This is a genomic window from Amycolatopsis sp. CA-128772 (genome assembly GCF_002904295.1).
Taxonomy (GTDB): domain Bacteria; phylum Actinomycetota; class Actinomycetes; order Mycobacteriales; family Pseudonocardiaceae; genus Amycolatopsis.
Window position 1 is genome coordinate 284,864 of record NZ_PPHG01000025.1, and the last position, 26,901, is coordinate 311,764.

At 72.8% G+C, this 26,901-nt stretch carries 24 protein-coding genes and 1 pseudogene; 10 read left to right on the forward strand and 15 right to left on the reverse strand.

The features are described from left to right. Positions 1-154 precede the first annotated feature (154 nt). Positions 155-1,108, forward strand: coding sequence for a helix-turn-helix domain-containing protein (locus C2L59_RS11350; protein WP_103349488.1), 954 nt, complete (start codon positions 155-157; stop codon positions 1,106-1,108). A gap of 51 nt (positions 1,109-1,159) precedes the next feature. Here the strand turns inward: C2L59_RS11350 and C2L59_RS11355 are convergent, their stop codons facing one another. The 7 genes from C2L59_RS11355 to C2L59_RS11385 all read right to left on the reverse strand — a co-directional run bounded on the left by C2L59_RS11355 (position 1,160) and on the right by C2L59_RS11385 (position 9,504). Further along, on the reverse strand, positions 1,160-1,900 hold the full coding sequence (locus C2L59_RS11355; RefSeq protein WP_233223414.1) for a D-Ala-D-Ala carboxypeptidase family metallohydrolase: 741 nt from the start codon (positions 1,898-1,900) through the stop codon (positions 1,160-1,162). Between the two features lie 24 nt (positions 1,901-1,924). Then, entirely contained in the window at positions 1,925-3,238 is a 1,314-nt protein-coding gene (locus C2L59_RS11360; protein WP_233223415.1) for a GH25 family lysozyme, read from the reverse strand. A 127-nt stretch (positions 3,239-3,365) separates the two neighbouring features. Continuing rightward, on the reverse strand, positions 3,366-4,541 hold the full coding sequence (locus C2L59_RS11365; RefSeq protein ID WP_199199014.1) for an FAD-dependent monooxygenase: 1,176 nt from the start codon (positions 4,539-4,541) through the stop codon (positions 3,366-3,368). A 153-nt stretch (positions 4,542-4,694) separates the two neighbouring features. Further along, positions 4,695-7,448 carry an AAA family ATPase gene (locus C2L59_RS11370; protein ID WP_103349490.1) on the reverse strand — a complete coding sequence of 918 codons (2,754 nt, stop codon included), beginning with the start codon at positions 7,446-7,448 and terminating at the stop codon, positions 4,695-4,697. Between the two features lie 196 nt (positions 7,449-7,644). Further along, on the reverse strand, positions 7,645-8,106 hold the full coding sequence (locus tag C2L59_RS11375; protein ID WP_103349491.1) for a hypothetical protein: 462 nt from the start codon (positions 8,104-8,106) through the stop codon (positions 7,645-7,647). 31 nt (positions 8,107-8,137) lie between these two features. After that, complete coding sequence (locus tag C2L59_RS11380) at positions 8,138-8,710, reverse strand: VOC family protein (RefSeq protein WP_103349492.1); 573 nt, start codon at positions 8,708-8,710, stop codon at positions 8,138-8,140. Between the two features lie 125 nt (positions 8,711-8,835). Next, positions 8,836-9,504 carry a TetR/AcrR family transcriptional regulator gene (locus tag C2L59_RS11385; RefSeq protein ID WP_103349493.1) on the reverse strand — a complete coding sequence of 223 codons (669 nt, stop codon included), beginning with the start codon at positions 9,502-9,504 and terminating at the stop codon, positions 8,836-8,838. 130 nt (positions 9,505-9,634) lie between these two features. On the opposite strand from C2L59_RS11385, the gene C2L59_RS11390 reads away from it, so the two are divergent. Further along, positions 9,635-10,543, forward strand: coding sequence for an SDR family NAD(P)-dependent oxidoreductase (locus C2L59_RS11390; RefSeq protein WP_103349494.1), 909 nt, complete (start codon positions 9,635-9,637; stop codon positions 10,541-10,543). Positions 10,544-10,631: 88 nt separating this feature from the next. Then, positions 10,632-10,838: a three-helix bundle dimerization domain-containing protein gene (locus C2L59_RS11395; RefSeq protein ID WP_103349495.1), complete on the forward strand. Its 207-nt coding sequence runs from the start codon at positions 10,632-10,634 to the stop codon at positions 10,836-10,838. A 2-nt stretch (positions 10,839-10,840) separates the two neighbouring features. Here the strand turns inward: C2L59_RS11395 and C2L59_RS11400 are convergent, their stop codons facing one another. Next, positions 10,841-11,647: an NAD(P)-dependent oxidoreductase gene (locus tag C2L59_RS11400; RefSeq protein ID WP_199199015.1), complete on the reverse strand. Its 807-nt coding sequence runs from the start codon at positions 11,645-11,647 to the stop codon at positions 10,841-10,843. Between the two features lie 191 nt (positions 11,648-11,838). On the opposite strand from C2L59_RS11400, the gene C2L59_RS48805 reads away from it, so the two are divergent. Further along, positions 11,839-11,979 (forward strand): hypothetical protein, encoded by a 141-nt coding sequence (locus tag C2L59_RS48805; protein WP_233223416.1) that lies wholly within the window; start codon positions 11,839-11,841, stop codon positions 11,977-11,979. Positions 11,980-12,320: 341 nt separating this feature from the next. Here the strand turns inward: C2L59_RS48805 and C2L59_RS11405 are convergent, their stop codons facing one another. Continuing rightward, on the reverse strand, positions 12,321-12,701 hold the full coding sequence (locus C2L59_RS11405; protein ID WP_103349496.1) for a helix-turn-helix domain-containing protein: 381 nt from the start codon (positions 12,699-12,701) through the stop codon (positions 12,321-12,323). Positions 12,702-12,799: 98 nt separating this feature from the next. On the opposite strand from C2L59_RS11405, the gene C2L59_RS11410 reads away from it, so the two are divergent. After that, positions 12,800-13,651 carry an alpha/beta fold hydrolase gene (locus tag C2L59_RS11410; protein ID WP_103349497.1) on the forward strand — a complete coding sequence of 284 codons (852 nt, stop codon included), beginning with the start codon at positions 12,800-12,802 and terminating at the stop codon, positions 13,649-13,651. A 77-nt stretch (positions 13,652-13,728) separates the two neighbouring features. Here C2L59_RS11410 and C2L59_RS11415 read toward each other — a convergent pair whose 3' ends face one another. From C2L59_RS11415 to C2L59_RS11420, 3 genes and pseudogenes are all read right to left on the reverse strand, one after another. Next, positions 13,729-15,135, reverse strand: coding sequence for an LLM class flavin-dependent oxidoreductase (locus tag C2L59_RS11415; protein WP_158263039.1), 1,407 nt, complete (start codon positions 15,133-15,135; stop codon positions 13,729-13,731). Positions 15,136-15,139: 4 nt separating this feature from the next. Then, a complete protein-coding gene (locus C2L59_RS46985) occupies positions 15,140-15,322 on the reverse strand; it encodes a hypothetical protein (protein ID WP_146060315.1) in 183 nt (60 codons plus the stop codon). Continuing rightward, positions 15,319-16,126: pseudogene (locus C2L59_RS11420) on the reverse strand (molybdopterin-dependent oxidoreductase). Before C2L59_RS11420 ends, C2L59_RS46985 begins: the two are co-directional and overlap by 4 nt. Between C2L59_RS11420 and C2L59_RS48810 the strand changes: the two are divergent. From C2L59_RS48810 to C2L59_RS11440, 5 genes are all read left to right on the forward strand, one after another. Further along, complete coding sequence (locus tag C2L59_RS48810) at positions 16,056-16,415, forward strand: hypothetical protein (RefSeq protein WP_233223424.1); 360 nt, start codon at positions 16,056-16,058, stop codon at positions 16,413-16,415. The pseudogene C2L59_RS11420 and the gene C2L59_RS48810 sit on opposite strands and share 71 nt — an antisense overlap. 204 nt (positions 16,416-16,619) lie before the next feature. After that, complete coding sequence (locus C2L59_RS11425) at positions 16,620-17,825, forward strand: LLM class flavin-dependent oxidoreductase (protein WP_103349498.1); 1,206 nt, start codon at positions 16,620-16,622, stop codon at positions 17,823-17,825. Between the two features lie 11 nt (positions 17,826-17,836). Beyond that, positions 17,837-19,180: an NtaA/DmoA family FMN-dependent monooxygenase gene (locus C2L59_RS11430; RefSeq protein ID WP_103349499.1), complete on the forward strand. Its 1,344-nt coding sequence runs from the start codon at positions 17,837-17,839 to the stop codon at positions 19,178-19,180. A 120-nt stretch (positions 19,181-19,300) separates the two neighbouring features. Further along, positions 19,301-20,761, forward strand: a complete 1,461-nt coding sequence (locus C2L59_RS11435; protein WP_103349500.1) for an APC family permease — start codon at positions 19,301-19,303, stop codon at positions 20,759-20,761. 331 nt (positions 20,762-21,092) lie between these two features. Continuing rightward, positions 21,093-22,055, forward strand: a complete 963-nt coding sequence (locus C2L59_RS11440) for a ribonuclease activity regulator RraA (RefSeq protein ID WP_233223417.1) — start codon at positions 21,093-21,095, stop codon at positions 22,053-22,055. Here C2L59_RS11440 and C2L59_RS11445 read toward each other — a convergent pair. Genes C2L59_RS11445 through C2L59_RS11455 form a run of 3 tightly spaced genes read right to left on the reverse strand, consistent with a single transcriptional unit; the run spans position 22,052 to position 26,753 of the window. Next, entirely contained in the window at positions 22,052-23,320 is a 1,269-nt protein-coding gene (locus C2L59_RS11445; RefSeq protein ID WP_103349501.1) for a mandelate racemase/muconate lactonizing enzyme family protein, read from the reverse strand. The genes C2L59_RS11440 and C2L59_RS11445 overlap by 4 nt on opposite strands. Then, positions 23,317-25,332, reverse strand: a complete 2,016-nt coding sequence (locus tag C2L59_RS11450; RefSeq protein ID WP_103349502.1) for an ABC transporter permease subunit — start codon at positions 25,330-25,332, stop codon at positions 23,317-23,319. Before C2L59_RS11450 ends, C2L59_RS11445 begins: the two co-directional genes overlap by 4 nt. Continuing rightward, entirely contained in the window at positions 25,329-26,753 is a 1,425-nt protein-coding gene (locus C2L59_RS11455; RefSeq protein WP_103349503.1) for an ABC transporter substrate-binding protein, read from the reverse strand. The genes C2L59_RS11450 and C2L59_RS11455 overlap by 4 nt, the downstream gene beginning before the upstream one ends. Positions 26,754-26,901 lie beyond the last annotated feature (148 nt).

Sequence of the window (26,901 nt, forward strand, 5' to 3'; positions counted from 1 at the left end):
TGACGCGCACGGGACCAGCGTCTCGCCCGGGCGCCACCACCTGGCCGGGTGTGATCGGCCGGGTGGCGCAATCCGTCGGTTTCCGCCCGGTTCGGTGCCCGGCGGTGTTAACTTCCGTCCGTCATCCGCGGCCCGAGCGAGGTGTGCCATCACCGTGACACCGCACATGGACAAGTTCGCCGCCTACCTGCGCATGCTGAAGGACCGCAGCGGGCAGGGCTACGAACGGCTCGGCAGGCAGGCCGGGGCCAGCGGCTCCAGCCTGCACCGGTACTGCTCCGGCAAGAGCGTGCCCGCCGACTACCGCGTGGTCCACTCCTTCGCCAAGGTCTGCGGCGCGTCCGCCGACGAGCTGCGCGAGCTGCACCAGCTGTGGGCGCTGGCCGACGCCGGCCGGGCCGAAGAGGAGGCGCCGCCGGCGGCGGAGGTCGCGCCGCCGCGGCGGCGCCGGCGCTGGTCCGTGCCGGTGGCCATCGCGTTCGTCGTCCTGCTGGCCGGTGGCCTGTTCTGGGTCACCGCCGACGGGTCCGGGGCGCCGCCCGGCCGGTACGCCGACCGGGTGCTGTTCTCCACCGCCTGCCGGCCGCCGGTGAGCATGGGCCAGCACGACGAGTGCGTCACCGAGGTGCAGAACCTGCTGGTCGCGGCGCACGGGCGGCTCGCGGTCGACGGCTCGTTCGGCCCGGAGACGCTGCGCCGGGTCACCGCGTTCCAGGTGCTGGCCGGCCTGCCCGCCCGCGGGGTCGTCGACGAGGCCACCAAAACCGCCCTGTACGACCACCGGACCAGCATGGCCGGCTGGTCGGCGGCCGTGGTCGAGCAGCGGATCCGGGCCGTGTTCACCGAGACGCCGGACACCGCGGTCGCGATCGCCCGCTGCGCGTCGTTCCTCGATCCGCTGTGGGTGCTGCCGAACACGAACGGCAGCCGCAACTGGGGCGTCTTCCAGATCTCCGACGGCCGCCTGCTGGAACTGGGCGGCACCCCGCGGCAGGCGTTCGACCCGGTCTGGAACATCGACGCGGCGCACCGCCTGTGGCGCGCGCACCGCGACTTCCACGACTGGCCGGCCTGCTCGGCGGCCCTGGCGGACCCGCAGTCGCACTGAACGCGGCCGGGCGCCGGGAACCCCCAGGTTTCCCGGCGCCCGGCCGGTGGCTCACACCGTGCCGTTCTCCCACCACCACGAGCGGCCGAGGTCGGCCCGGCTGTCCACGTGCTGGTGGTCGGTGTTGTAGGTCTCCAGGCCGGAGAACCCGCAGGTCTCGGCCTTCTGGTAGACGGTCTTGTTGGCCACGCCCGGCACGTTCAGATCGGCCGCCGTGCCGTAGAGGTGCATGCTGTCGCTGGCCCCGCCGATCTCGGCGTTGTGGGCGATGCTGCGGAACCCGGAGTTCACCGTGATCGGCTTGTTCCCGAGTTTCTTGCGCAACGCCTCCAGCTTGTACATGCAGCGGCGGGCGTTCTCCTTGGCCGCGGCCGCGCTGACCTTGCCGCCGCTGAACGTGCCGCTGTCGCGGTCGGTGAACTCGCTGAAGTCGAAGTGCACGGTGGACCCGTCGCTCTGCTCCAGCGCGTTGAGCGCGGCCTGGGTGGCCGGGCCGGCCTGGCCGTCGGCGCCGAGGCCGTAGGCCGCCTGGAACCGGCGGACCGCGGCCGCCGTGCCGGGGCCGAACTCGCCGTCGATCGAGACCCGGCTGTGGCTCGGCGAGTCGGCCGCCCAGCCCGCGACCCGGATCTGGAGTTCGGTGACGTCAGCGCCCGTGCTGCCCTGCGTCAGGGTGCGGGACCACGGGTACGCCTGAGCGGTCCCGGTCAGCAGCAGCGGGCTGACCGCGGCGGCCGCACCGAGCACCACCGCGCCGCGCAGCACCGTGCGGCGGCTCATGGGGAGAGTCATTCTCGTCCTTTCCTAACGGGGATTTCAGCGGTTGGCGAGCTGGTCGAGGTCGGCCTGGGTGCCGTTGAAGACGTCACCGGTGGCCGGCGCGGGGATGCCGTCGGGGATGGCCGCGTCGGTGTACTGCCACATCAGCCAGGTCTTCGACCCGGCCGGCAGCGCCGGCTGCGTGACGGACTGCCGGTAGTCGGCGAGCTGCATCGGATAGCCGGACAGCGCCGTGGTGCCGCCGAGGCAGGCGTCCAGGAACGACTTCTGGGTGTAGATGACCGGAGTCCGGCCGAACGCGGCCTGGACCTTGTCGAGCCACGCCTTCGCGTCGGCGACGGTGACGTACGGCGGACAGCCGCCGGAGCCGTCGTCCTTCCACTCGAGGTCGAATACGGGCGGCAGGTCACCGGCGCGCTTACCGGTGTACCCGGTGGCCTTGACGGCGGCGATGAACCGGTCGGCCTGCGCCCCGCCGGTGCCGGCCGCCGTGCCGGTGTAGAAGTGGTACGGACCCACGGCCAGCCCCGCGTTGCGGGCGGCGGGCAGGTCGGTGGCGAGGTACTCGTCGGTGGTGTTCAGGCCACGGGTGGCCTTGACGGTCGCGAACTCGACCCCGGACGCCTTCACCGCGCCCCAGTTGATCGGCGCGCCCCCGGGGTGCTGGTACTTCGCCGTGTCGACGCCGTCGATCGGGTGCCCGGCGGGCTTCGGCGGCGTGCAGTAGGCGTTCCGGCTCGACCAGTCGGCGACCTTGGCCCAGGTGGTGGGCCCGGCGACCCCGTCGGCACTGGCGTTGACGCAGTGCTGGAACTGGATCACCCGGGTGCGCGTGCCGTCCCCGAACTGCCCGTCGATCGTCAGCGGCGGGTAGTGCCCGGGCTCCATGGCGAGGTTCAGCCGGCACTGGAGTTCCTTGACGTCCGCGCCGGTGGAGCCGCTCTGCAGGGTCGGCCGGGCCGTGGAGTGACCGCACACCACGGCCGGCGCGGAGCCGGCCGTGCCCGGCGTGGCGCACTTGCGCGGCCGCGCGGCCCACGAGTTGAGCGCGGCCCAGGTGTTCGGCCCGACCTGGCCGTCCACGCTCAGCGCGGCGCACCGCTGGAACACGCGCACCCGGGCGTCGGTCGCGGCGCCGAAGGAACCGTCGGCACCGATCGGCGAGTACCGGCTCGCCTTGGTCGCCAGGTTCAGTTCGCACTGCGCCTCGACGACCGCGGCGCCGGTGGCCCCCTGCTTCAGGGTGGGCTGGGCGGTGGTGTGCCCGCAGACGGCCACGGGTTCGGCCGCGACCGCGGCTGCGGCGGGGAACACCAGCAGCACCGCGACGGCCAGAGCGAGTCTTTGCATGGCGTGAAGGCTGGCAGCGGCCGCGGTCCGGGTCGCCGCTCAGCGCCGGATTCGGGACGCCGGGACGATCCCACCGGCCGGACCAGCGGGAACGCCACCCCCGTGGGACGCCGGTGGGACGGCCGGCCTACGCCTTCGCGGCCATCCCGGTGTCCGGCACCCCGGCGTAGTCCGGCAACTCGACGCCGTTGAGGGCCCGCTCGATCAGGTCGGGCAGCCACTCGCCGTCGAGCTCGCCACCCTCCAGGCTGCGCGCGTGCAGCCGGCCGATCTCCTGGTTGGCCTCGACGAACGGGCGCATCAGCGCCTCGTACCGCGCGAACCCGGCCACCGGGTCCCACCCGGCCGCGGCCAGCTCGCCCGCCAGCAGGTAGGCACCGACCAGCGCCAGGCCGGTGCCCTGGCCGGACAACGGCGACGAGCTGAACGCCGCGTCGCCGAGCAGCGCCACCCGGCCGCTGGACCACCGGTCCATCACCACCTGCGCGACCTGGTCGAGGTAGAAGTCCGGGGTGTCGTCCAGGTGCGCGAGCAGCTGCGGGGTCAGCCAGCCGAGGTCGGCCACCCGTTCGCGCAGGAGGCGCTTCTGGGCCTCGACGTCGCGGTAGTCGATGTCGAAGCCGTCCGCGGTGAAGGAGAACATCGCCATGGCGCGGGTGGCGTCCTGGATGGGCCGCAGCAGGGCCGAGCGCCCGGGCTCGTGGTAGTCGAGCAGCCAGCGGTCCAGCCCGAACTCGTTGGGCACGCTGTAGAAGGCCATCACGTGCCCGAGGTGCCGGACGAACCGCTCACGCGGCCCGAAGACCGTCGCCCGCAGCGCCGAGTGCAGCCCGTCCGCCCCGACGACGAGGTCGAAGCGCCGCCGGTCGCCGCCCGCGAAGGTGACGTCGACACCGTCCGCGTCCTGGGTCAGCTCGGCGATCCGGTCGCCGAAGACGTACTCGACGCCGTCGCGCGTGTCGTCGTGGAGCACCCGGGACAGGTCCCCGCGCAGGATCTCGATCTCCGAGATGTAGCCGTCCCCGCCGTCATCGTCCGCGCGGAAGGTCTCCAGGATCGTCCCGTCGGCGGCCACGGTGTGTGCCCCGGCGGTCTCGGTCCGGGCCGCGCGCACCGCGGTTTCGAGCCCCATCCGCCGGATGACCTCCCTGGTCACCCCGCGCGCATCGACGGCCTGCCCACCGGGCCGCAGCCCGGCCGCCCGTTCGACCACGGTCACCTCGGCCCCCCGCCGGCGCAACCAGTGGGCCAGGGCCGGCCCCGCAATGCTCGCTCCCTGCACCAGAACCCGGATACTGTTCATCGGCTCCCCCTGCTCACCGGCCCGATCAGTGCCCGGAGCGTACCGGGCGGCGCGGGCACGGCTCAGACGGCTGGATCGGGCGCGGAAGCCTTCCCGGGGTCGCCCGAGGGGCTCGGATGGCTGCGCACCGATCTGAACGGTCTCCCGCTCGGCCTAAAGCCCCGGACCCGCGCCGGCCAGGGCGGTGTCGCGCAGCTGGCGGCGTGAGCTGATGCCCAGCTTCGTGAAGATCTTCCGCAGGTGCCATTCGACCGTGCGGGGGCTCAGGAACAGCCGGGTGCCGATCTCGGGGTTCGAGTAGCCGTCCGCGGCGAGGCGGGCGATCTGGAACTCCTGGGAGGTGAGCTCGCCGGTCGGCTCCGCGGTGCGTTTCCGCGCCGTCTCCCCGGTGGCCTGCAGCTCGCGCCGGGCCCGGTCGGCGAACGCCGCCAGCCCCATCGCCGACAGCTGCTCGTGGGCGGTGTGCAGGTGGGTGCGGGCGTCCACGCGGCGGCCCTCGCGGCGCAGCCATTCGCCGTACAGCAGGTGGGTGCGGGCGAGGTCCACCCGCAGCGTCGTCCGTTCGAGGCACTCGATCGACTCGCGATAGCTGCGGTCGGCGCCGGTGCCGGCCAGCGCGCGCACGCGGGCGTCCAGTCCCCTGGCTTCCGCGGTGCCGGCCGCCTTCGCGCGCTCGGACGACCGGGTGGCCGCGGCCAGGAGCAGGTCCTCGTCGCCGGTTCGCGACGCCGCCTCGGCCAGCTCGGCGGTGGCCAGGCCCTGGAACCCCACCACGTCGTGGTCGAACACGCGGCGGGCGGCCGCCAGCGCGGCGTCGTGGCGGCCGAGGCCGTTGTAGAGCACCGCCCGGCCGTAGTCGGCGAGGCTCACCAGCCGGAGCTGGCCGCGCGCCGACGCCTGGCGCGCGGTGTCCTCGAACAGCTCCGCCGCCTGCGCCTCCCGGCCGCGGAACGCCTCCAGCAGCATCGCGGCGTAGCCGACCGGCGCGTTGCCGGTCAGGTCGGCGATCACGCGGTCTTCCTCGGCCGAAGCCGCCGCCGCGGTGAGCTCCCCCGCGAGCAGCTCGTTGACGGCGAGGAAGTTGAGCGCGAACTGCAGCTGCACGAGCGCACCGGCGTCGCGGGCGAGCTGGACCTGACGCGCGGCGAACGCCCGCGCCGCCGCGAAGTCCGCCGCTTCGGTGGCGATCATGCCGCCCGCCCGGTTGCCCAGCAGCCAGAGCGCCCGGCCGGTGTCCTCGGCCCCGACGTCCAGGTCGCGGACCGCCGCCAACGCCTTGGCCAGCAGCGGCGCCGCGGCCTGGTGGCCGCCGGTGAACCGGGTGACCAGGGCGTCCAGCACGAGGTCGACCGCACGAGGCGGCACGGGCGCCGGGGGCGCGGCCCGGGTGGCCTCGGCCGCCGCGACGAGGCCGGCGGCGTCCCCGCCGGCCCACAGCGCCGCCGCCAGCGCCTCCAAGTACGTTTCCCGCGCCCGGTTCGCGTCGAGCGGAGTCAGCCGCTCGGCCGCGCCCAGCAGGAGGCGGGCCGCGTCGCCGCCGCGCCGCCGGTCGAACGCGATCTGCCCGCGCAGCCGCTCGGCGTCGGCGGCGCGCCCGGCGTCCGGCGGTCCGGCGGCCACGGAGTCGAGCAGGCCGAGTGCCTCGTCGAGCGCGCCGGCGTCGCGTTTGAGCGCGGCCGCCGCGAGTTCGCGGTCCACGCGCCGGGCCGGTCCGGGGGTCAGGAGTGCCGCCTGCTCGAAGAACGCGGCCGCCGCGACCAGGCCGCCGCGGGCCCGGGCCCGGTCCGCCGAGCGTTCCAGGTCGGCGGCGACGTCCTCGTCCGGGGAGACGGTCGCCTGCGCGCGGTGCCAGGCCCGGCGGTCGGGGTCGCGCTCCGGGTCGGTCACCGCCGCCAGCGCCCGGTGCACGTCCTGCCGGTCCCGGGGCGACGCCGACCGGTAGACCGCCGACCGCACCAGCGGGTGGCGGAACCGGATCCGGCGGCCGAACTCGATCAGCCCGGTCGCCTCGGCCGCGGTGGCGGGGTCGGCGCCGAGCCCGAGCTCGCCGGCCGCGCCCCAGAGCAGGGTGGCGTCGCCGAGGGGCTCGGCGGCGGCGATGAGCAGGAGCCGCCGGGTGTCGGCGGGCAGCGGTTCCAGCTGCTTGACGAAGCACTGTTCGATGCGCCCGGCCAGCGGCACGGTCCCCGACGGCCCGAAGCCGTCGGCCGCCGTCCACGCGCGGGGCAGTTCCAGCAGGGCCAGCGGGTTGCCGTGGGTTTCGGCGAGGAGCCGGTCGCGGACGCGGCCGTCCAGCGGCCCCTTGACCACCGAGGCCAGCAGCGCGTCCGCCTCGGCCTCGCCCAGGCCGCCGACCGGGAGCTCCGGCAGCCCGGCCAGGCCGGGTTCGTGGCCGCCGTCGCGCAGCGCGAAGACGACCGCGATCCGCTCGGCGAGGAGCCGGCGGGCGACGAAGGTGAGGACCACCTCGGACATCCGGTCGAGCCACTGCACGTCGTCGACCAGGCAGAGCAGCGGCTGCTCCTCGGCCACGTCGGCGAGGAGGGTCAGCACCGCCAGCCCGACCAGGAACCGGGTCGGCCGGGGCCCGGAACTCAGACCGAACGCCGTGCCGAGCGCGTCGCGCTGCGGTTCGGGGAGGCGGTCGAGCCGGTCGAGGAACGGCGCGCACAGCTGGTGCAGCCCGGCGTAGGCCATCACCTGCTCGGATTCGACGCCGGCGGCGCGCGCGACGCGGAAGTCCCGCGCCTGCGCGTCCACGTACTCCAGGAGTGCGCTCTTGCCGATCCCGGCCTCGCCGCGCAGGACGAGCACCTGCCCCCGCTCCGACCGGGCGCCGGCCAGGAGGCGATCCAGGGTGGCGCGTTCGCTGTGCCGGCCGATCAGCGCCGGCTCACGCCCCGGCATGCGCACCTCCCACGGCCGGCCGGCGACGGCGGGACGACCGTGCCGGGCGAGGCGAACGATAGCGCAGCGCCGGCCCGGCTCCGGTGGTCACGCGTCGTCGCGGGCCTCCGCGTGGCGCGCCTCGATGGCCCGGCTCCGGTAGTCACGCGCCGTCGCCGGCCCCCGCATCGCGCGCCTCGATGGCCGGCTCCGGTGGTCACGCGCCGTCGCGGGCCCCCGCGTTGCGCGCCTCGATGGCACGGGCGGTCTTCGCCAGTTCCGCGCCGAGGACCCGCCGGCCCAGCAGCCCGAGCAGGCCCCCGAGCAGCCGGCCCTTGAGGTTCTTGCCTTCCCGGACCACCACGGCGTCGACCTGGGTCGTCCCGTCCGCCAGCGGGGTGAAGGTGTAGGTGTGGCCGGAAGCGCCACCCCAGGTGTTCGAGTCGGTGGTCGTCATGACGACCCGGGCCGGATCGGACCAGTCGTAGCGCAGGCGTTCCCAGACGCCGCCGGACCCTTCGGTGACGTCGGCGTGCCCGGGTCCCTGCTCGTGCACACGCAGGTACTCGTTCGCGCTGCGCCCGAAGAGCTTCGCGCGCTCCGGGCCGAAGGCGGTCAGCCCGGCAAGGAACTGCCCCGGCGAGGCGGTGGTCAGCTGGCGCAGGTGGATCGTGGACATCTTTGCTCTTTTCCTGGTGCTGCGGGGTGGTTCAGGCGTCCTGGTGCTCGGTCATGTACCGGGCGTACCAGGCCGGCCATCCTTCGTCGTACTGCCCGGTTTCCTTCTCGTGCTCGCCGTGCGCGGCCGCGGCCCGCTTCAGGGCCTGCTCCAGCTCGTCGGCGGAGCCGTAGCCCACACCGGAGACGCGGCCGGGGAACCGGGTGGTGATTTCCTGCAACAGCCAGGTGTTGCCGTCGGGGTCGCTGAAGGAGGCGAACGACCCGTAGGTGCCGTGGTCGGGGTGCACGCCGGGGGCGAAGGCCCCGGTCTCGTCCCGGTGGAACACTTCGCTGACGGCGACGCCGTGCCCGGCCAGTTCGGCCCGGGCGGCCTCGATGTCGGCCACCACCAGGTAGCTTCCGCGCACCGATCCGGGGGCGGCATCGGTGATCCCGGTGCCGAAGTGGACCGACGCCGGCGACCCCGGCGGGGTCAGCTGGACCACGCGGGAACTGCCGAAGACGATGTCGGCGTCTTCGCGCCAGCCGAGTGTCTTGTAGAAGTGCTTGGTGCGGTCGACGTCGGTGACGGGCAGGACCACGACTTCGAGTTTCATGTCCATGATCGGCAACTCCTCGGTGTCCGGCGGCGGGGTTCGCCGCCCGACACCCAGAGTGGGCCCCCGGGGGTTCCGTTCGCCCCAGGGAGACACCCTGGTCGCTCCCGGGCCCGTGCCCTGGCGCCCGGTCAGCCGCCCCGCGCCATCGCCCCCGTGATCAGCAGGGCCAGCCCGTGTTCCAGGGCCGGCGCCAGGTCCAGGTGGAGCGCGGCCAGCGCCGGGTCCGCCTCGTACGCCGCGCGGGCGCTGGGTGACGGGCGGCAGTGGGTCCACAGCCCACCGGTCAGGATCATGGCCAGCAGGCACACGGACTTCGCTTCGCCGCCGGCTTCGGGCACGGACCGGCGGAGCAGCTCGGCCATCGTGTCCAGGCCGCCGAGGGCCGACCGCTTGAACCGCACGACGACGTCGGTGGAGACGTTGCGCTCCAGGACGGCCGCCTGCGCGCCGATCAGGTCGCACAGCACCGTGCGGCGGGCCAGCGACCGGGCCACCACGGCCGCGAACGCCTCGGCCCGCTCCCGCGCCGTGCCGCCGGGGCCGACGCCCGCGGCCAGTTCGTCGCCCACTTCGGCGAGCCAGTCCCGCAGCGCGCGGTCCAGCAGTTCGAGCAGCACGGCTTCGCGGGATTCGAAGTAGCGCAGGACATTCGACTTGGCCAGGCCGACGCGGCGGCTGAGCTCGTTGAGGCTGACCTCGGCCACCGGCATCTCGTCGAGCATCTTCAGCGCCGTGTCGAGGATCGTGCGGCGCCGCTCCTCCCGCTGCTCCGCGCTGCGCGCCCGCTGGAACGTCATGAGACCAGCGTAACGCCCGTCCGCCGAAATTGAAGACCGGCAGTCTCTTGACAACAGACCGACGGTTCCTTAGCGTCGAGGTCATAACAGACCGGCGGTCCGAAAGGGCCGTGGACCCAGGAGGACAGCCATGAGCGACAACTGGACCGAGCGCGACGTCCCGAGCCAGCACGGCCGCGTGGCCGTGATCACCGGCGCCAACACCGGCCTCGGGTTCGACACGGCGAAGGTGCTGGCCGAGCGCGGCGCGACGGTGGTGCTCGCCGTCCGCGACGTCGCCAAGGGCAAGCAGGCCGCCGCCCGGCTCGGCGCGAACGCCGACGTCACGGTGCAGGAGCTGGACCTGTCGTCGCTGGAGTCCGTCCGGTCCGCCGCGGCGGACCTGCACGCGACGCTGCCGAAGATCGATCTGCTGATCAACAACGCGGGCGTGATGTACCCGCCGCGCCAGAGCACCCGCGACGGCTTCGAGCTGCAGTTCGGCACGAACCACCTCGGGCACTTCGCGTTCACCGGCCTGCTGCTGGACCTGCTGCTGCCGGTCGAGGGCTCCCGGGTGGTGACGGTCGCCAGCATCGCCCACCGCATCCGCGCGGCCATCCACTTCGACGACCTGCAGTGGGAGAACTCCTACGACCGCGTCGCGGCGTACGGGCAGGCCAAGCTGGCCAACCTGATGTTCGCCTACGAGCTGCAGCGCCGGCTCGCCCCGCACGGCACGACGACGTCGATCGCGGCCCACCCCGGCGTGGCCCGCACGGAACTGATGCGCAACTCGCCGGCGGTGCTGCGCGCGCTCTTCCCGGTGGTGGCCCCGCTGTTCACCCAGAGCTCGGAGCGCGGCGCCCTCCCGACCCTGCGCGCGGCCACGGATCCCGCCGCGCTCGGCGGCCAGTACGACGGCCCGGCGGGCCCGGGCGGCTACCGCGGCCGCCCGCGGGTCGTCACGTCCACGCCGCAGTCCTACGACGTCTCGATCCAGCGGCGGCTCTGGGCGGTCTCGGAGGAGCTTACGGCCGTGAAGTACCCGGTCGGCTGAGCGCGCCCCCGCCTGTTCACCTCGGGTTCACCTTCCGGCCGTCTCCCGGGGCATGTTGTCCGTACCACGGCCGACCGGAAGGTGAGCGATGAGCACGCTGGACACGATGACCTCCCTCGACACCCACCTCGCCCAGCTCGAAGACCGCCTGGGCCAGGACTACACGAACCTCACCCGCACCCGCATCCACGCGATGGTCGACCGCGAACGCGCCCGGTTCGCCGGCGCCCGCATCCACGCGTTCGTCCCGATCCTGGTCGAGCGGGCGATCCGGGCGGCGCTGTCCCCCCGCTGACCTCACCCGGTTCCCATGGGCCGGCCGAGGGCCGTGCTGGTGAACAGCCGCCCGCCGAGGTGGGCCGAGACGGTGGTGTCGGGCGGGACCTCCGCCGCGAACCGCTCGGCGTCGTCGGCCGGGTGGTACCCCAGCTCACGGCCCTCCCGCAGGGAGCAGTGACCACGGCGGTTGGCCGACACGCCCCAGACGATCCGGAACCCGGGGTTCGCGGCGCTCAGGCACGCCGCGAACAGCCGGCCGGCGTCGCCCGGGGACAGCCACACGCTCAGGGCGTGCCGGTCGACCGGCCGGGCGAAGCACGAGCCGATCCGCACGCAGATGACGTCGAGCCCGAACCGGGAGTGGTAGAGGCTGCCGAGGGCCTCGACCGCCGCTTTGCTGACCCCGTAGAAGGTGTCCGGGCACGGCGGGCAGTCCGCGGGCACGGGCTGCCCGGCCGGCCGGAACCCGACGACGTGCACGGTCGAGGCCAGCACGACCCGCGCCACCCCGGCGGCGAGGGCGGCTTCCAGGACGGTGCGCGTGCCGCCGACGTTGACCGCCATGAGCCGGTCCCAGCTGTCCTCGACGGGGATGGCCGCCAGGTGGATCACCGCATCGGCACCCCGGCACGCACCGGCCATCGCGCCGGCGTCGGTCACCGAGCCGGTCACCCATTCGCCGGGGAGGTCGCGGGCCGGCGCGAGGTCCAGCAGCCGCAGGTCCCACCCGGGCCGCAGCCGGGGAACCACGATGCGCCCCACCCGGCCGGCCGCGCCGGTGATCAGCACCCGTTTCACCGGAACCTCCCCGGATCCCGCCGGCATCGCCGGTCACGGCAGCAGCTCGGGGCAGATCTCCTTCGTCCGGGCCAGCAGCTCGTCCCCGCACCGTACGGTCCAAGGTCGCCGTTGGCCGCCGATCGCGCAAGAGCTGGAGCTGGTTCAGGAAGAGAACGCGGAACATCCGCCGCGTATCGCTGTCATAGGGCGCAAAGCCGTGCTCGAGGCACCGGAACATGTCCTCGTGCTTCGCCACCGCCTTGGCCGTGGTTTCGCCGAGCACCGTCTCGACCCGCCGCCTGCCGCGCTCGTCCAAGCGGTCCCACACGGCCGGCCCGGTGATGAACGCCAGCACCTCGCCGGCGATGTGGTCGTAGTGGCCCGCGAGCGCCTCGATCGACTGCTCGTAGGGCCGGTGCGGCTCCATCAGGGGCGCGGGGGTGTGCAGCCCGGATGGCAGTTCGGCGGTCAGCCGGAAGAACCCGGACTTCGCGTCGAAGAGGCTCAACGCCAGCCCGGACCCGGTGGCGGTCAGGGCGAGCAGGACACCACCGGTCAGCTGGTCGAGCGCGGTCACCACCTTGTTCGATGCGCCGCCGGCCAGCACCCGCACGGCGTCCGCGTGGCTCAAGGCCTTCGCCATCGCCGCACCGCCACCAGGTCGTCGGACGGAGCCGGAGCGGCGTTGCGCACCACGGCCCGGATCCGGCCGCCGGGCTCACTCCCGGGCGGTGGCGTTCGCGCGGTCGATCGCCGGCATGTTCTCCTCCGCCCAGCTGCGCAGGGCCGCGAGCGGGACCTCCAGCGAGTGGCCCAGGGCCGTGAGGCGGTAGTGCACCCTCGGGGGAACCGTCGGTTCCACGCGGCGCTCGACCAGGCCGTCGCGGGTCAGGCTCCGGAGGGTCACCGACAACATTTTCTGCGAGACGCCCGGCATGCGGCGCTGCAGCTCGGCGAACCGGACCTCGTCCGGGGCGGCCTCGGCCAGGACCTTGACCGCCATCGACGTCCACTTCGTGCCGATGCGGTCCAGCAGGCTGCGGGTCGGGCAGGCCGGGTCGAAGAGGTCGCCGCGCGTGCCCTTGCGGGAGGGGGTCACCTGGAGCTCACCACCTGTCCGGGAAGTGCCGTCTTGGCCGGGCCGGGCCGGTTACCTAGCCTCATCCGGTAACCAATGGTAACCACCGAGGAGACGGCGTGCGCGAACAGCGGGTCAGGGCGAACGGCATCGACATCAACGTGGCCGTCACCGGAGACGGGCCCCCATTCCTGCTGCTGCACGGCTTCCCGCACACGTGGCGGCTGTGGACCGCGGTGATCCCGCACCTGGCCCGGCACCACCGGGTCATCGCGCCGGACCTGCGTGGCCTCGGCGCCTCCACCCGCGCGGCCGGCGGGTACGACGCCGGGACCCTCGCCGCCGACGCCGAAGCCCTCCTCGACGCCTTGGACGAACCCACGGCGACCGTCGCCGGCATCGACGCGGGCGCCCCGCCCGCGTTCCTGCTCGCCATGCGGCGGCCCACGCGCGTCCGGCGGCTCGTCCTCATGGAGTCGCTGCTCGGCGGGCTTCCGGGGGCCGAGGACTTCCGGCCGCCGTGGTGGTTCGGCTTCCACGCCGTCCCCGGCCTCGCCGAGACGGTCCTCGCCGGCCACGAGCCGGACTACATCGGCTGGTTCCTCGAGGCCGGCACCCGGGGCCGCGGCGTCCCGCCCGCGATCCGCGACCACTTCATAGCGGCCTACACCGGACGCGAAGCGCTGCGAGGCGCCTTCGAGCACTACCGGGCGATGCCGGAAAGCGCTGCCCAGCTCGCGGAAGCCACCACGACCGGCCGGCTCACCGTGCCCACGGTCGCGATCGGCGCCCACCCGGTCGGCGACGCCCTCGCACGCCAGCTGCGCCCGGTGACCGACCGGCTCACCTCCCACCTCATCGACGACTGCGGCCACATCATTCCGCTGGACCGCCCGGACGCCCTCCTGCCGTTGCTGGCCGAGGACGTCAGCCGAGCCCCTGCGACGACAGCCGGTCCTTCAGGTCGCTGATGCTCGTGAGCCCCTTCGGCTGCGCGAGGTCGGCTTTCACGATGTCGGCCAGATGAACGCGGTGCCGTGCAGGGAGTTCACCGCGCTCCTTCGGGGGCACCAGCCGCGTCGGCGGTGGTGCGCCCGTGGACCGCGGGGCGGCCGCCGTACGGGTCGGCGTCCGTCCACAGTGTCGTGGACGCGGCCGCGCGGACGACGGGCACGACCTCCGAGGCGAAGCGTTCCAGCATGGCCAGCTGCTGTTCGTGCGGGATCATCGTGGGCAGGCTGTTGCCCGGCTGGTTGAAGGAGGCGACGAGCTTTTCGTACGTCGGGCCGAACGCCTCCCGCGCCTCCTGCGTGGTTCCGGCCAGGTACAGGAATCCCGCGCCCGCACCGACGAAGGCGAACCGCGGGTCGTGGCCGTGTCCGGCGTAGTGCTTGCGGTAGTGCTCGATCAGGACGGTGTAGTTGTCCCGCGGCTGGATCGCGTTGGCGGAGAACAGCGGGTAACCCCGCTTCGCGGCCAGTTCCGCCGACGTCACCGTGGTCGCCGGACCGTGCCAGACCCGCGGCGCGCCGGCGAACGGCCGCGGCAGGCTCGTCACCGCGTCGAGCGGACCGCGGAAGCGGCCGTCCCAGGTGACGTCCTCCTCGCGCCGGAGCCGCCGCAGCAGCTCGTACTTCTCGGCGAGGGCGTCCCGCTGATCGCCGTTCCCGATGCCGAACATCGGCAGCTGGCGCAGCTCGTTGCCCTTGCCGATCACCAGCTCCAGCCGCCCGCGCGAGAGCTGGTCGACGGTGGCGTAGTCCTCCGCCACCCGCAGCGGGTCGTGGATGGACAGGACGGACGCCCCGGTCTGGATCCGCACCCGGCCGGTCGTCGCGGCGATCGCGCCGAGCAACACGGTGACCCCGCTGCTCAGGAAGGGCCCGGCGTGCCGTTCGCCGAGCGCGACGGCGTCGAACCCGAACTCCTCGGCGTGGCGCGCCGACGTGAGCGCCTGGGCGAACCGCTCATCGGTCCGGACCCGGCGGCCGGTCACCGGGTTCGTCAGGCAGGGCAGGATGTCCAGGACCCCGCCCTGCCGTTCGATCGTCCTGGCCGAAGCCGTGTTGTCCGCTGCGCAGACCAGCACCACGTGGTCCATGCCGCGCCGGGCCGCCTCCGTCAGCATCTGCCGCAGCGCCCACGTGGCCAAGCCGCGTCCCCGCGCCGACGGCCGGATGCGGTAGCCGATGTGGCCGGCGTGCCGGACGACCTCACCCGCTCCGTGCCGCAAGGCGATCCCGCCGAGCACCAGGCCGTTCTCGACGATCCACCGGTACGTGCAGCCCGCGTCCGCGGCGAGGCGGGCCACCCACGCCGAGAATTCCGCCGGGGCCGCCACCTCGTCAGTGGCCAGCAAGCCGAACCCGTCTTCGTGCGGGCCCGGACCCCACTCCGCGTGCGCGTCGAGCCAGGCCGGGTGCAGGCGTTCGTCGGGCGCGACCAAGCGGGCCACGGCGTCAGCCCGAGACGATCCGCCGGAAGGTTTCCCGTTCCTGCGGCGAAAGCGGCACCCGCGGCACGTCGGCCCCCGGCCGCGGCACCGGCACCGCCATCGCCGGCTCGAACGGCGGGACCGGCAGCACCAGGGCCCGGCCGAAACCGGTCAACGAGCGGGTGAGCACGCGAACCAGCCCCCTCATCCGACGCCGACCGTGACCGGGTGCCGGACGACCGCGCCGAACAGGTAGCCCTGGGTGTTGTACGGCGTGACGTCCGGCTGCCGCACACCCGTGATGCCGGTCGCGCGTGCTCGCAGCGTGTACGCACCCGCCGCGCGCGGGCGCCACGGGAAGTCCCACTGCAGCCGGCCGCGGTCGAGGGCGCGGCCGATCGGCTTCGCCGGCTGCCACGTCGTGCCGTCCGTGCTCACCTCCACCCGGCGGATGCGGCCGTGGCCCGACCAGGACCGGCCGCGCAGCACGTGGCGGTGGCCGGGCGCCAGGGTGGCATCCCACGGGAGCTCGAACGCGCTCTTCACCACCTGATCGGTGACCACCGCGCCCTCGGGCGGGTAGTCCGGGCCCAGCAGGCGGTAGAACTGCGTGCTCCACGGCGACACCAGCGGTGTGGCCGGCACCTCGATCCGGCCCAGCCACTTGATCGACGAAATCCCGGCCCACGACGGCACCACGAGCCGCACCGGGAAGCCGTGGTCGGGTGGCAGCGGCTGCCCGTTCATCTCGTACGCCGGCAGGACGTCCTGCAGCGCCTTGCCCACCGGCAACGGCCGGCGCACCCGGCCGAGGTTCACCCCCGCCGTCACGTAGTCCGCGTCGAGCCCCTCCGGGAGCACGTCCACCGCGTCGGCCGTTGCCCGCGCACTCGATGAACGCGGTGATCGTCTCGGACGGCAGTGCGCGCAGGTCCCGGTAGGTGAACTCGACCGGCCCGCCGCGCAGGCCGGAGCCGAACAGCCGCAACCGCCAGGTGGCCGCGTCCAGCACCGGCGTGGACGTGTGGTCGCGGACGAAGAACCGGTCGACCGGCGTCAGGTATCCCTGTCCCCGCATGGCTTCCCAGCGCGTCTCGGCGTTGCTGCCGTGGACGTCGAACAGCTCCGGCGGCAGCGGTTTCACGATCGGGCCCGCGGCCGCCGCCGCCGCGGGAGCCGCCGTCCCGGCCGCGGCCAGCGCGAGCCCCCCGGTGGCCGTCAGCCGCAGCAGGCCGCGGCGGCTCAGCCCCGGCATGCGCGCCTCCCCCGCTCGCCACTGCGCGATGCGCACCCGGTCGTAGGCGGATTCTTCGGTCAACCCCGTCATGCCGGGCATTCCCGGGATCGCGTTCCGCCGCGGCCGGCGCGTCCACCCTGCGGAACGGGACCCGGCACCGGCGTTTATTCCCGTGACCGGCGGCCGTCCCAGCAGTTGGCCACGCCCGCCCGGGACGCGGAATCCGGCGCACACTACGGACGACGCCGAGCAGGAAGGAACCGCCGGGATGCCCTCAGGAACCGGACCGCGGATCGCCGTCGCGCTGGACGGAGCGGGGTGGCACCCCGCCGCCTGGCGCGAACCCGGCGCCCGGCCCCGCGAGCTGCTCACCGCCGGCTACTGGACCGACGTGGTCCGCGAAGCCGAGGCCGGCAAGCTGGACTTCGTCACCCTCGAAGACTCGCTGGCCCTGCAGACCGTGAGCTACCTCGACCGGCCCGGCGAGCGGACCGACATCGTCCAGGGCCGCCTCGACGCCGTGCTCATCGCCGCCCGCGTCGCCCCGCTGACCTCGCACATCGGGCTCGTGCCGACCGCGGTGGTCACCCACACCGAGCCGTTCCACCTGTCGAAGGCCATCGCCACCCTCGACTACGTCAGCACCGGCCGCGCCGGCGTGCGCGTGCAGGTCGCCGGGCGCGCCGACGACAACCGGCACTTCGGGCGCCGCGAATTCGGCGAGTTCCGCCTGGAGGACTCCGCCGAGCCGGGCAAACCCAGCCCGCTGGCCGACCTCTTCGACGAGGCCGCCGACTACGTCGAGGTGCTGCGCCGGCTCTGGGACAGCTGGGAGGACGACGCCGAAATCCGCGACGTCGCCACCGGCCGGTTCGTCGACCGGGACAAGCTGCACTACATCGACTTCGAGGGCCGCTGGTTCTCGGTCAAGGGCCCGTCGATCACCCCGCGGCCGCCGCAGGGCCAGCCGCCGGTCACCGCGCTGGCCCACGCCGCCATCCCGTACCGGCTCGCCGCCCGCTCCGCCGACGTCGTCTACGTGACGCCCTTCGACCGCGCGCAGGCCGGCGCGATCGTCGCCGCCGTCCGCGACGAACAGGACCGGGCCGGGCGCGGCGCCGAAACCCTGCACGTCTTCGGTGACGTCGTCGTGTTCCTCGGCGACACCGAGCGCGCCGCGGCGGACCGCAAGGCCCGGCTCGACGACCTCGCGGGCGCGGAGTACGCGTCCGACGCGCACGTCTTCACCGGCACCCCGGCCGGGCTCGCCGACCTGCTGCTCGACTGGCACACCGCCGGGCTGTCCGGCTTCCGGCTGCGGCCGGGCGCGGTCCCGCACGACCTGACCGCCGTCACCCGCGGCCTGGTCCCCGAACTGCGCTCGCGCGGCGCCTTCCGCACCGAGTACGAGGCGGACACCCTGCGCGGCCTGCTCGGCCTCGCCCGCCCCGCCAACCGCTACGCCGGCGTCTGAGGAGGCCCGCAATGTCCCGGAAGCAGATCCACCTCGCGGCGCACTTCCCCGGCGTCAACAACACGACCGTGTGGAGCGACCCCGAAGCCGGCAGCCACATCGAGTTCAGCTCGTTCGTCAAGCTCGCGCAGACCGCCGAGCGCGCGAAGTTCGACTTCTTCTTCCTCGCCGAGGGCCTGCGCCTGCGCGAGCAGAACGGGCAGATCTACGACCTCGACGTCGTCGGCCGGCCGGACACCTTCACGGTGCTGTCCGCCCTGGCCGCGGTCACCGACCGGCTCGGCCTCGCGGGCACGATCAATTCGACGTTCAACGAGCCCTTCGAGGTGGCCCGGCAGTTCGCTTCGCTGGACCACCTCTCCGCCGGGCGCGCCGCGTGGAACGTCGTCACGTCGTGGGACGCCTTCACCGGCGAGAACTTCCGCCGGGGCGGGTTCCTCCCCCAGGACCAGCGCTACGAGCGCGCGGAGACGTTCCTGCGCACCGCCTGGGAGCTGTTCGACTCCTGGCGCGGCGACGAAATCGCCGCGGACGCCGGCCGCGGGGTGTTCCTGCGCGACCCGGAGGCGGGCGCGTTCGCCCACCACGACTCGCACTTCGACATCGAAGGCCGGTTCCCGGTGCCGCGCAGCCCCCAGGGCCGTCCGGTGATCATCCAGGCCGGCGACTCCGACGAGGGCCGCGAGTTCGCCGCGGCGACGGCCGACGCGATCTTCAGCCGCTACGGCACCCTCGAAGCCGGGCAGGCGTTCTACGCCGACGTGAAGGGCCGGCTGGCGAAGTACGGCCGCACGCCGGAGCAGCTGGTGATCCTGCCCGCGGCGACGTTCGTGCTCGGCGACACCGACGCCGACGCCCACGAGCGCGCCCACGTGGTCCGCCGTCAGCAGGTCAGCGCGCAGACCGCGATCAGGTTCCTCGAGCAGGTGTGGAACACCGACCTGTCCGGCCACGACCCCGACGGCCCGCTCCCGTCGACGGACCCGGTGGTCGGCGAGTCGACGATCGCCCCCGGCCGCGCCAGCGTCCGCATGTACCGCGACCCGGTCGCCACGGCCCGCGAGTGGCGGCAGCTGGCGGAGGCGAAGAGCCTGTCCACCCGCGACTTGATCATCGAGGTCACCGGCCGCCAGACGTTCATCGGCGCCCCGGCCACCGTGGCGGCGGCGATCGACGACCTGGTCCAGGCCGACGCGAGCGACGGGTTCATCCTCGTCCCGCACGTGACGCCCGGCGGGCTCGACGAGTTCGCCGACAAGGTGGTGCCCCTGCTGCAGGAGCGCGGCTCGTTCCGCACCGAGTACACCGGGGCGACGCTGCGCGAGCACCTGGGGATCGAGCCGCCCGGGGCGTGACGGACCGATCCGTCGCGGAGGGACAAGCACGGCGCGCGCAAAGGCAAGCCCGGTGGCGCGGGGGCTCTCATACTTCCGGTCCAGGCCGACCCAGGCGGTCCTGCGAACCAAGGAGCAGCGATGAGCCGACCGAGTCCCGCGCAGGACAGCACCGCACTCGCCGGGAACGTGCTCGGGGTGCCCGGCATCGTCTTCCTGGTGCTGGCCGCGGTCGCGCCGCTGACCGGCATGGTCGTGATCGCGGCCATCGGGATCGCCGTCGGCAACGGTGGCGGGATGGTCGCCGCCTTCATCCTGGCGACCGTCGTGCTGCTGCTGTTCGCGGTCGGCTACGCGCAGATGTCCAAGGTGCTGACCAGCGCCGGCGGCTTCTACGCCTTCGTCGTCAAGGGGCTCGGCAAGACCATGGGCCTGGTCGCCGGGTTCGTCGCCATGCTCGGCTACAACTGCTTCGTCGCCGGTGCCATCGGCACGAGCGGGTTCTTCACCGGCACCGTGCTCAAGGACGTCTTCGGGCCGGACGTCGACTGGGTCGTCTGGAGCGCAATCTCCGTCGTGCTGGTCTTCCTGCTCAGCCGGCGCGGCATCGACGTCAGCGCGAAGGTGCTCGGCGTCTCCCTGGTCCTCGAGGTGTCCATCCTGCTGATCATGGACTTCAGCGTGCTGTTCCGGCACGGCTTCTCGTTCGACGTCTTCCACCCGTCCGTGATGCTCCAGGGCGCGGGTGGGCTCGCGTTGCTGTTCGCGGCCAACGCCTTCATCGGGTTCGAAGCGACCGCCCTGTTCGGCGAGGAAGCGAAGAACCCGAAGCGGACGATCCCGCGGGCGACCTACATCGCCATCGGTTTCATCGGGGTGTTCGCCGCCTTCACCACCTGGGCCGTGGTGACGGCGATCGGGGTCGCGCAGGCCCAGGACGTCGCCACCGCCCACCTGTCCACCGGCGACCTGGTGTTCTCGGTGTCGCAGGACTACCTCGGCGGCGCGTTGACCAAGGTGATGATGCTGCTGCTCGTGGTCAGCCTGTTCGCGGCCCTGCTGGCCCTGCACAACTCGGCCACCCGCTACCTCTACGCCCTCGGCCGGGTCGGCGTCCTGCCGCGCCGGCTGGGCCGCACCCGCCCCCGCAACGGCGCACCCCAGTACGCCGCCATGGTGCAGCTGACTTTCGGTTCGGTGGTGGTACTGGTGTTCCGGCTGGCCGGCCTCGACCCGGTCGCCGACCTCACGGCCAGCATGACCGGCTTCGGCACCCTCGGCATCCTCGCCCTCCAGCTGCTCGCGGCGGTGGCGATCCTGGTCCACTTCCGACGCACCCGCGACGCCCGCCTGGTGCGGACCCTGATCGCCCCCGGCCTGGGCGCGGCGGGCCTCGGGGTGATCGTGACGCTGGCGATCGCCAACTTCCCGACGTTGGCGGGTTCCAGCAACGGCGTCGTGCCGCAGCTGCCGTGGCTGCTGCTGGCGGTCGCGGTGGCGGGGTTGCTCGTCGCCACCTGGCTGCGCACCCGCCGCCCGGCGGTGTTCCACGCACTGGACACCGACCTCGAGCGGGAACCGGCGGTGGAGGGAACCGCATAACCGGCCGGTTCCCCCGTCGACGGGATGTCGGCGCCGATCGGGTTCCGTTGGGTACCATGTCGCTCACCACGAGCAGCCGGCACCCTAGGCGAATAGACAACCGCCCCGGCAAGCTGTCCCCGTCGAGCGGAAGCCCTGCAGTCCTTTGCTCGCGGGTCAGGTGCTCGCCGCACGGCAGCCGCCCTACACGCTGAACCGGGCGACGTTGCCAGTGGATGCGCTCTACATCGAACACACCCTCGAACCGGTTGTTCATGATGATCTCGCCGATGCCCTCGATGTGGATCCGGACGCCACAGCTTTCCGGAACCAGTCGGCCGGGGAATCGGATGTGGGCGAGTACGTTCTGCGCCTCGCCCGGCTCGCCTGCCCGCTGGCCCTCGCCGCGATCAGCACCGGCGCCGGCGGCCTCCGAGGCGCGCTGGCCGTGCTCGGCGTCGCCGCCGCGACGATCGCTGCGGTGAACACACTTCTCTTCGCGAAAGCGCGTTCACGGGTTACGCTCGGGATCTTCGACAGTTACGTCAGCGCAGACCCGAGGGAGCTCACCGACGTGGTGGAGACGCACGATATCGTCCGCCCGCCTGCCGAACTGAGTGCGGCCCTCGCGGCCATCGGCAGCGCGACCGCCAGCGGCGAGCTCAGCCGCATGGGCATCCGCAGCGCGTTCATCCGCGGCCCGGTTTCGGTGACCCCCGGCGTGCGCGTGGCCGGTCCGGCGTTGACGCTGCAGTTCCTGCCCAAACGAGAGGACCTCTACCCCGTCGAGGAGTACGAGGAACCGGAGAAGCAGCTGCACCGGCACGTCATGTACCACGCGCAGCCCGGCGACATGATCGTCGTCGACGCGCGGGGTGACATGAGCAGCGGCGTGTTCGGCGAGATGATGCTGACCTACTTCAAGGGCCGCGGCGGCGCCGGCGTGGTGATCGACGGGTGCCTGCGCGACACCGGCGAGGCCAAGCGGCTCGGCCTGGGTATCTGGATCCGGGGCGCCACGCCGAACTTCCACGCCCAGACCGGCATCGTCCCCGCGGCGGTCAACGTGCCGGTGGCCTGCGGCGGCACGCTGGTCGAGCCGGGCGACATCGTCGTGGCCGACGACGACGGGGCGGTCGTGGTACCGGTCAAGCTCGCCCCCGCCCTGGTGGCGTCGGCCCAGGAACACGCGGAGTGGGAGGAGTTCTCCCGCATCCGCCTCGCCGAGGGCGGCGACCTGCGACGCTACTACCCCCTGTCGGACGAGGCCCGGCCGGAGTACGAGCGGTGGCGCGCCGAACAGGGCCGCGCCTAGCTCCACAGCCGGTCGTGGCTGGACTCCTTGTCCCAGTGGGTTGTTTCGGCGAAGAACACCGGGTCGCGCGGGTCGAGGTGGCGGCGCAGCTGCTCTTCGTCGAGGTCGCCGAAGCCCAGGCCCGGGGTGTCCGGCACCGTGATCTGGCCGTTGCGGATCAGGGGGCGGGGCAGGCCGGTGACCAGGTCGCTCCAGAACTCCACGTCGGCCGCGTGGTGTTCGAGGGCGAGGAAGTTCTCCGTGGCCGCGGCCAGGTGGACGCACGCCATCGTCGCGATCGGTGACGCCGCCAGGTGCAGCGCCATCGCGATGCCGCGCTCCTGCGCGTAGTCGCCGAGCCGCTTGGTCTCCGCGATGCCGCCCGCGGTCGCCGGGTCCGGGTGCACGATGCGGATGGCGCCGGCGTCCAGCAGCGGCCGGAAGCCCTCGAGGAGGTAGATGTCCTCGCCCGTGCACGTCGGGACGGCGACGGCCGCGGTGAGCCGGCGCCACTGGCCGGTCAGCTGCCACGGGATCAGGTCCTCGATCCAGGCCAGGGTGAACGGCTCCAGCGCACGGCCGATCCGGATGCCCGAATCGAGGGCGATGTGGCCGAAGTGGTCGGCGGCGAGCGCCACGTCGTAGCCGACGACCGACCGGACTATGTCCACATAGGACACCAGGTGGTCGATGCCCCGCGCGGTGACCTGGATGCCGGTGAACGGGTGCATGGTCGTGACGTCCGCGCGGGCCCCCGGTGGCGCGATCAGCGCGCCCGGCACGTCCCACAGCAGGTCGATGCCGACGTCCATCTTCAGCATCGTGAACCCGCGCTGCCGGCGCTCCAGCAGCCGCGCGCCCATCTCGTGCGGGTCCGGCAGGGACGGGGTGTCCGCGTAGCAGCGGATCTCGTCCCGGAACCGGCCGCCGATCAGCGCGTACGCGGGTACGCCGTACGCCTTGCCGGCCAGGTCCATCAGCGCCATCTCGACGCCGGACACCCCGCCGCCCTGCCGGCCGTGGTGCCCGAACTGCTTGATCTTGCGGAAGATCTTGTCGACGTTGCACGGGTTTTCGCCGACGAGCCTGCTCTTGAGCATCAGCGCGTAGGTGGCGCTGGCCTGGTCGCGCACCTCCCCGTACCCGGCCAGTCCCTGATTGGTGTCGATCCGGATGATCGACGAACGGAACGGCACGCCCGTCACGTTCGCCACCCGCAGGTCGGTGATGCGCAGGTCGCTCGGCCGGGACGCCGTCGCGACGTGCTCCTCGGTGATCCCGCTCATCCCTTCACGGCTCCGGCGGTGAGCCCCTCGGTCAGGAACCGCTGCCCGAACCCGTACATGAGCACGACCGGGATGCTGACCAGCAGCGAGGCCGCGGCCAGCTGCCCCTGCGGCACGACGTCGCCGAAGATCATCGACTGCATGCCGACCGGCAGGGTCTTGTTCTCGTTCTTGGTGATGAACACGAAGGCGAACAGGAACTCGTTCCACGCGTTGGTGAGGGTGAACAGCGCGACCGCGAGCAGGCCCGGCTTGGCCAGCGGCAGCACGATCCGGCGAAACGCCCCGAACCGCGTACAGCCGTCGACCAGCGCGGCTTCTTCGAGGTCGGCCGGGATCGACTTGAAGTAGCCGACGAGCAGCCACGTCGCGAACGGCAGGGTGAACGTCGGGTAGGCGAGCACCAGCGACCACAGCGAGTCGTTGAGCCCGATCCCGCTCATCAGCTGGTACAGCGGGATGAACAGCAGCGCGCCCGGCATCACGTAGGTGAGCAGGATCGTCACCGTGAAGCTCTCCGAACCCCGGAACTTCAGCCGGGCCAGCGCATAGCCCGCCAGCGCCGCGCAGACCAGGGCGATCACGGTCGACGCGACCGAAACCAGGATCGTGTTGACGTACCAGGTGCCGAACGCCCCGGTGAACAGGTTGGTGAACTGCTCGGTGGTCCACGGGGCCGGCCAGAGGTCGTCGGTGCGCGCGACGATCTGGTCGTCGGACTTGAAGGCCGTCACCGTCATCCAGTACAGCGGGGCGAGCACGAAGCTCAGCAAGCCCACGAGCGCGATCCCGCCGCCGGTACCGGTGACCACGCGGGCCGCCAGCCGGTTGCCGCGCGCGGCGAACGCGGAGACCACCCGGCCGACGACGGCCGCGAGCACCACGAACACGCCCAGTACGAGCGCGGCCTTCCACACGATGTGCGGCGACGCCCAGACCAGCACGAGCACCGAGGCCGCGACGATCACCCACGGCAGCGCCCGGCGCTGAGCGGGCGTCAGCCGCCGACGCCCCAGGTCGGCCGCGCCCGGCCGGTCGCCCCGGCGCATCATCCGCACGAGGATCACCACGAGGATGGCGATGACCGGCAGCATCACCAACGTGACCGCGGCGCCCGCGCCCAGCTGCAGCTGCTGGATGGCCTTGGAGTAGGCCACCATCACGTACGGGGCGGTGGCGTCCCCCGGGCCGCCCTGCGTCAGCAGCCAGATCAGGTCGAAGTTGTTGAACGTCCAGATCGACGACAGCAGCACCGTCACGATCATCACGGGCCGCAGCCCTGGCAGCGTGATGTGCACGAAGCGCTGCCACGGCGAGGCGCCGTCCACCATCGCCGCCTCGTGGAGATTGCTGTCGATGGCCTTGAGCCCGGCGAGGAACGTCACCGTGAAGAACGGGATGCCCTTCCAGACGTTGACCAGGATGACCGCGGGCATCGCGAGCGCGGGATCGGACAGCCATTCCGCCGGCCACTTGTCGACGAGCCCGATCGCGGCGAGGCCGGGCCCGATCCCGGACTCGGTGAGCAGGACGTTGACGCTGCCGAAGATCGGGTCGAGCAGCGACCGCCAGGTGAAGCCCGTGACGACCGTCGGGATCACCCACGGCAACAGGATGACCCCGGCGATGAGCGCTCGGCCGCGGCGCATGTGGTGCAGGATCAACGCCGCGATGAGGCCGAAGGTCACCTTGAAGATTTCGGCGTACGCGGTGAAGACGAACGAGTTGAGCACGCCCTGGTGGAACATGGCGTCGTCGACGAGTGCGGTGTAGTTGTCCAGCCCCACGAAGACCGTATCGGCGCCGTGGCGTTCCGTTGCGCTGGTGAAGATCGAGCCGACGATGGGGACCAGGATCAGGCCGGCGACCAGCACCAGCGTCGGTCCGATGAACACCGCGGCGAGACGCCAGTCGCGCCCGAGCCGCCGCTGCACCGGCGTGAGCGAGGACGACACGGCCGGCGCCGGGCCGGCCGGCGCCGGTAGTGTCCTCTTCGGACGCAGGATGGTCACTGCCGGTAGCCCTGCTGCTCGAAGATCTGCACGATCCGGGCGTGGGTCGCGGCCACGGCGTCGGCCGGCTTGGTGCCCTGGACGACCGACTGCATCATGTCGGTCAGCAGGTAGGCGGCGAGGGCGGCCTGCTCGCCGGGGCTCGGGGCCTGCGGGAACGCGTAGCCGGTCCTGGTCTTCACCGGCAGCTGCGCGCGGGTCTGCTCGCGCAGCGCGGGAAAGGCCGGGTCACCGCTCGTGTAGTACGGGTCGGCGTCCCACACCTTGCTCCACGACGGGTTGACCAGGCACGGTGCCTCTTTCGCGACCCCGAGCAGCGCGCTGCCGCCGGCCATGAACTTCGCCACCAGCTTGGCCAGGCCGGGGTTCTTCGCCCCCTTGAACACGACGAACGAGTTGGACTCACCGAAGGCGAGCGGCTGGTCGATCGCCGGGCCGGTGGCGCCGTTGAACACGTGGGTGTTGGCGTACACCGGGTTCTTCTTGGTCTTCGAGTCGGCGTAGACGCTGAACTGGTTGAGCGTCAGCCCCAGGATCTGGGCCAGCCAGTTCTCGTTGTTGCTCGAGTCGGTCCAGCTCCCGATCCCGGGTGGCAGCATCGGCGCGTACTTCGGGTTCGTGTAGATGTCGCCGATGAACGTGACGGCGGCGACGGTTTCCGGCGAGTTGAACACCACCTTCGTGCCGGTGTTGTCCGCGATCGCCCCGCCGTAGGTGTTGATGACGTTCTGGATGAAGCCGTTGGCGTCGCCGGAGCGGTTCACCGTGAGCCCCCAGCCGAAGCGCCGCTTCGCCGGGTCGGAGACCGCCAATGCGTTGTCGCGCAGCTCTTCCCACGTGTAGTGAGGCTTGAGCGGGAGCCCCTTTTCCTGGTACCAGTCCTTGCGCAGGTACATCCCGGACGCGATGAAGTGGTACGGGATCGCGAACCAGCGCCCGTCGAACACGCAGTAGTCGTTCGCCTCGGTCGCGGGATCCCCGTAGAGCGCCCGCATTTCCGTGACCACGTCGGTGACGTCGGTGAGGGCGCCGAGGTTGTGGAGCTGGCCGACGAACCGCCGGTCGCTCAGGAAGGCCAGGTCGCGGTTGGTGCCCGCCTTCACCTCGGCGTCCATCTTCGCGACCATGTCACCGGCGTCGCCGGAGACCAGGTCGTTGCGGATCGTGGTGCCGGTGGCCTGGGCGAAGACCTGCAGGGACTTGTCGAGCGCCTTGTTGGCCGCCTCCGAGTACAGCTTCTGCGACAGCATCCCCACCGACCCGCCGCGCAGCGCGGCGGCCTGGTCGAGCAGCGGCTGGGGCACCTGGACGTCGACCTGGGGCGCGGGGGCGGGGCCGCTGGCGCACCCGGCGAGGCCGAGCACGCCCAGCGCGCTCACCCCGAGGAAGGTGCGTCTCGACAGATCGGATTTCTGTTCCATGACAACTCCTCTCGCGTCCGATCGGGCGGACGCGTACCGACGGGGCGACGGTGCAACCGGCGGGACAGCGAAGCAAGCGCCGCGCTGCGGGTCGTTCATGCGCTGAGTGGTGCGGAACTGCTGGTGCGTGGGTCGAGCGCCGTCCGGG

Coding starts and splice junctions, on each gene's coding strand:
- C2L59_RS11360 (WP_233223415.1), bottom strand. CDS start 3,238: ATGCAAAGACTCGCTCTGGCCGTCGCGGTGCTGCTGGTGTTCCCCGCC.
- C2L59_RS11395 (WP_103349495.1), top strand. CDS start 10,632: ATGAGCACGCTGGACACGATGACCTCCCTCGACACCCACCTCGCCCAG.
- C2L59_RS11435 (WP_103349500.1), top strand. CDS start 19,301: ATGAGCCGACCGAGTCCCGCGCAGGACAGCACCGCACTCGCCGGGAAC.
- C2L59_RS11380 (WP_103349492.1), bottom strand. CDS start 8,710: ATGGACATGAAACTCGAAGTCGTGGTCCTGCCCGTCACCGACGTCGAC.
- C2L59_RS11400 (WP_199199015.1), bottom strand. CDS start 11,647: ATGCCGGCGGGATCCGGGGAGGTTCCGGTGAAACGGGTGCTGATCACC.
- C2L59_RS46985 (WP_146060315.1), bottom strand. CDS start 15,322: ATGAGGGGGCTGGTTCGCGTGCTCACCCGCTCGTTGACCGGTTTCGGC.
- C2L59_RS11445 (WP_103349501.1), bottom strand. CDS start 23,320: ATGAGCGGGATCACCGAGGAGCACGTCGCGACGGCGTCCCGGCCGAGC.
- C2L59_RS11385 (WP_103349493.1), bottom strand. CDS start 9,504: ATGACGTTCCAGCGGGCGCGCAGCGCGGAGCAGCGGGAGGAGCGGCGC.
- C2L59_RS11455 (WP_103349503.1), bottom strand. CDS start 26,753: ATGGAACAGAAATCCGATCTGTCGAGACGCACCTTCCTCGGGGTGAGC.
- C2L59_RS11365 (WP_199199014.1), bottom strand. CDS start 4,541: ATGAACAGTATCCGGGTTCTGGTGCAGGGAGCGAGCATTGCGGGGCCG.
- C2L59_RS11375 (WP_103349491.1), bottom strand. CDS start 8,106: ATGTCCACGATCCACCTGCGCCAGCTGACCACCGCCTCGCCGGGGCAG.
- C2L59_RS11390 (WP_103349494.1), top strand. CDS start 9,635: ATGAGCGACAACTGGACCGAGCGCGACGTCCCGAGCCAGCACGGCCGC.
- C2L59_RS48805 (WP_233223416.1), top strand. CDS start 11,839: ATGTCCTCGTGCTTCGCCACCGCCTTGGCCGTGGTTTCGCCGAGCACC.
- C2L59_RS11430 (WP_103349499.1), top strand. CDS start 17,837: ATGTCCCGGAAGCAGATCCACCTCGCGGCGCACTTCCCCGGCGTCAAC.
- C2L59_RS11425 (WP_103349498.1), top strand. CDS start 16,620: ATGCCCTCAGGAACCGGACCGCGGATCGCCGTCGCGCTGGACGGAGCG.
- C2L59_RS11355 (WP_233223414.1), bottom strand. CDS start 1,900: ATGACTCTCCCCATGAGCCGCCGCACGGTGCTGCGCGGCGCGGTGGTG.
- C2L59_RS11370 (WP_103349490.1), bottom strand. CDS start 7,448: ATGCCGGGGCGTGAGCCGGCGCTGATCGGCCGGCACAGCGAACGCGCC.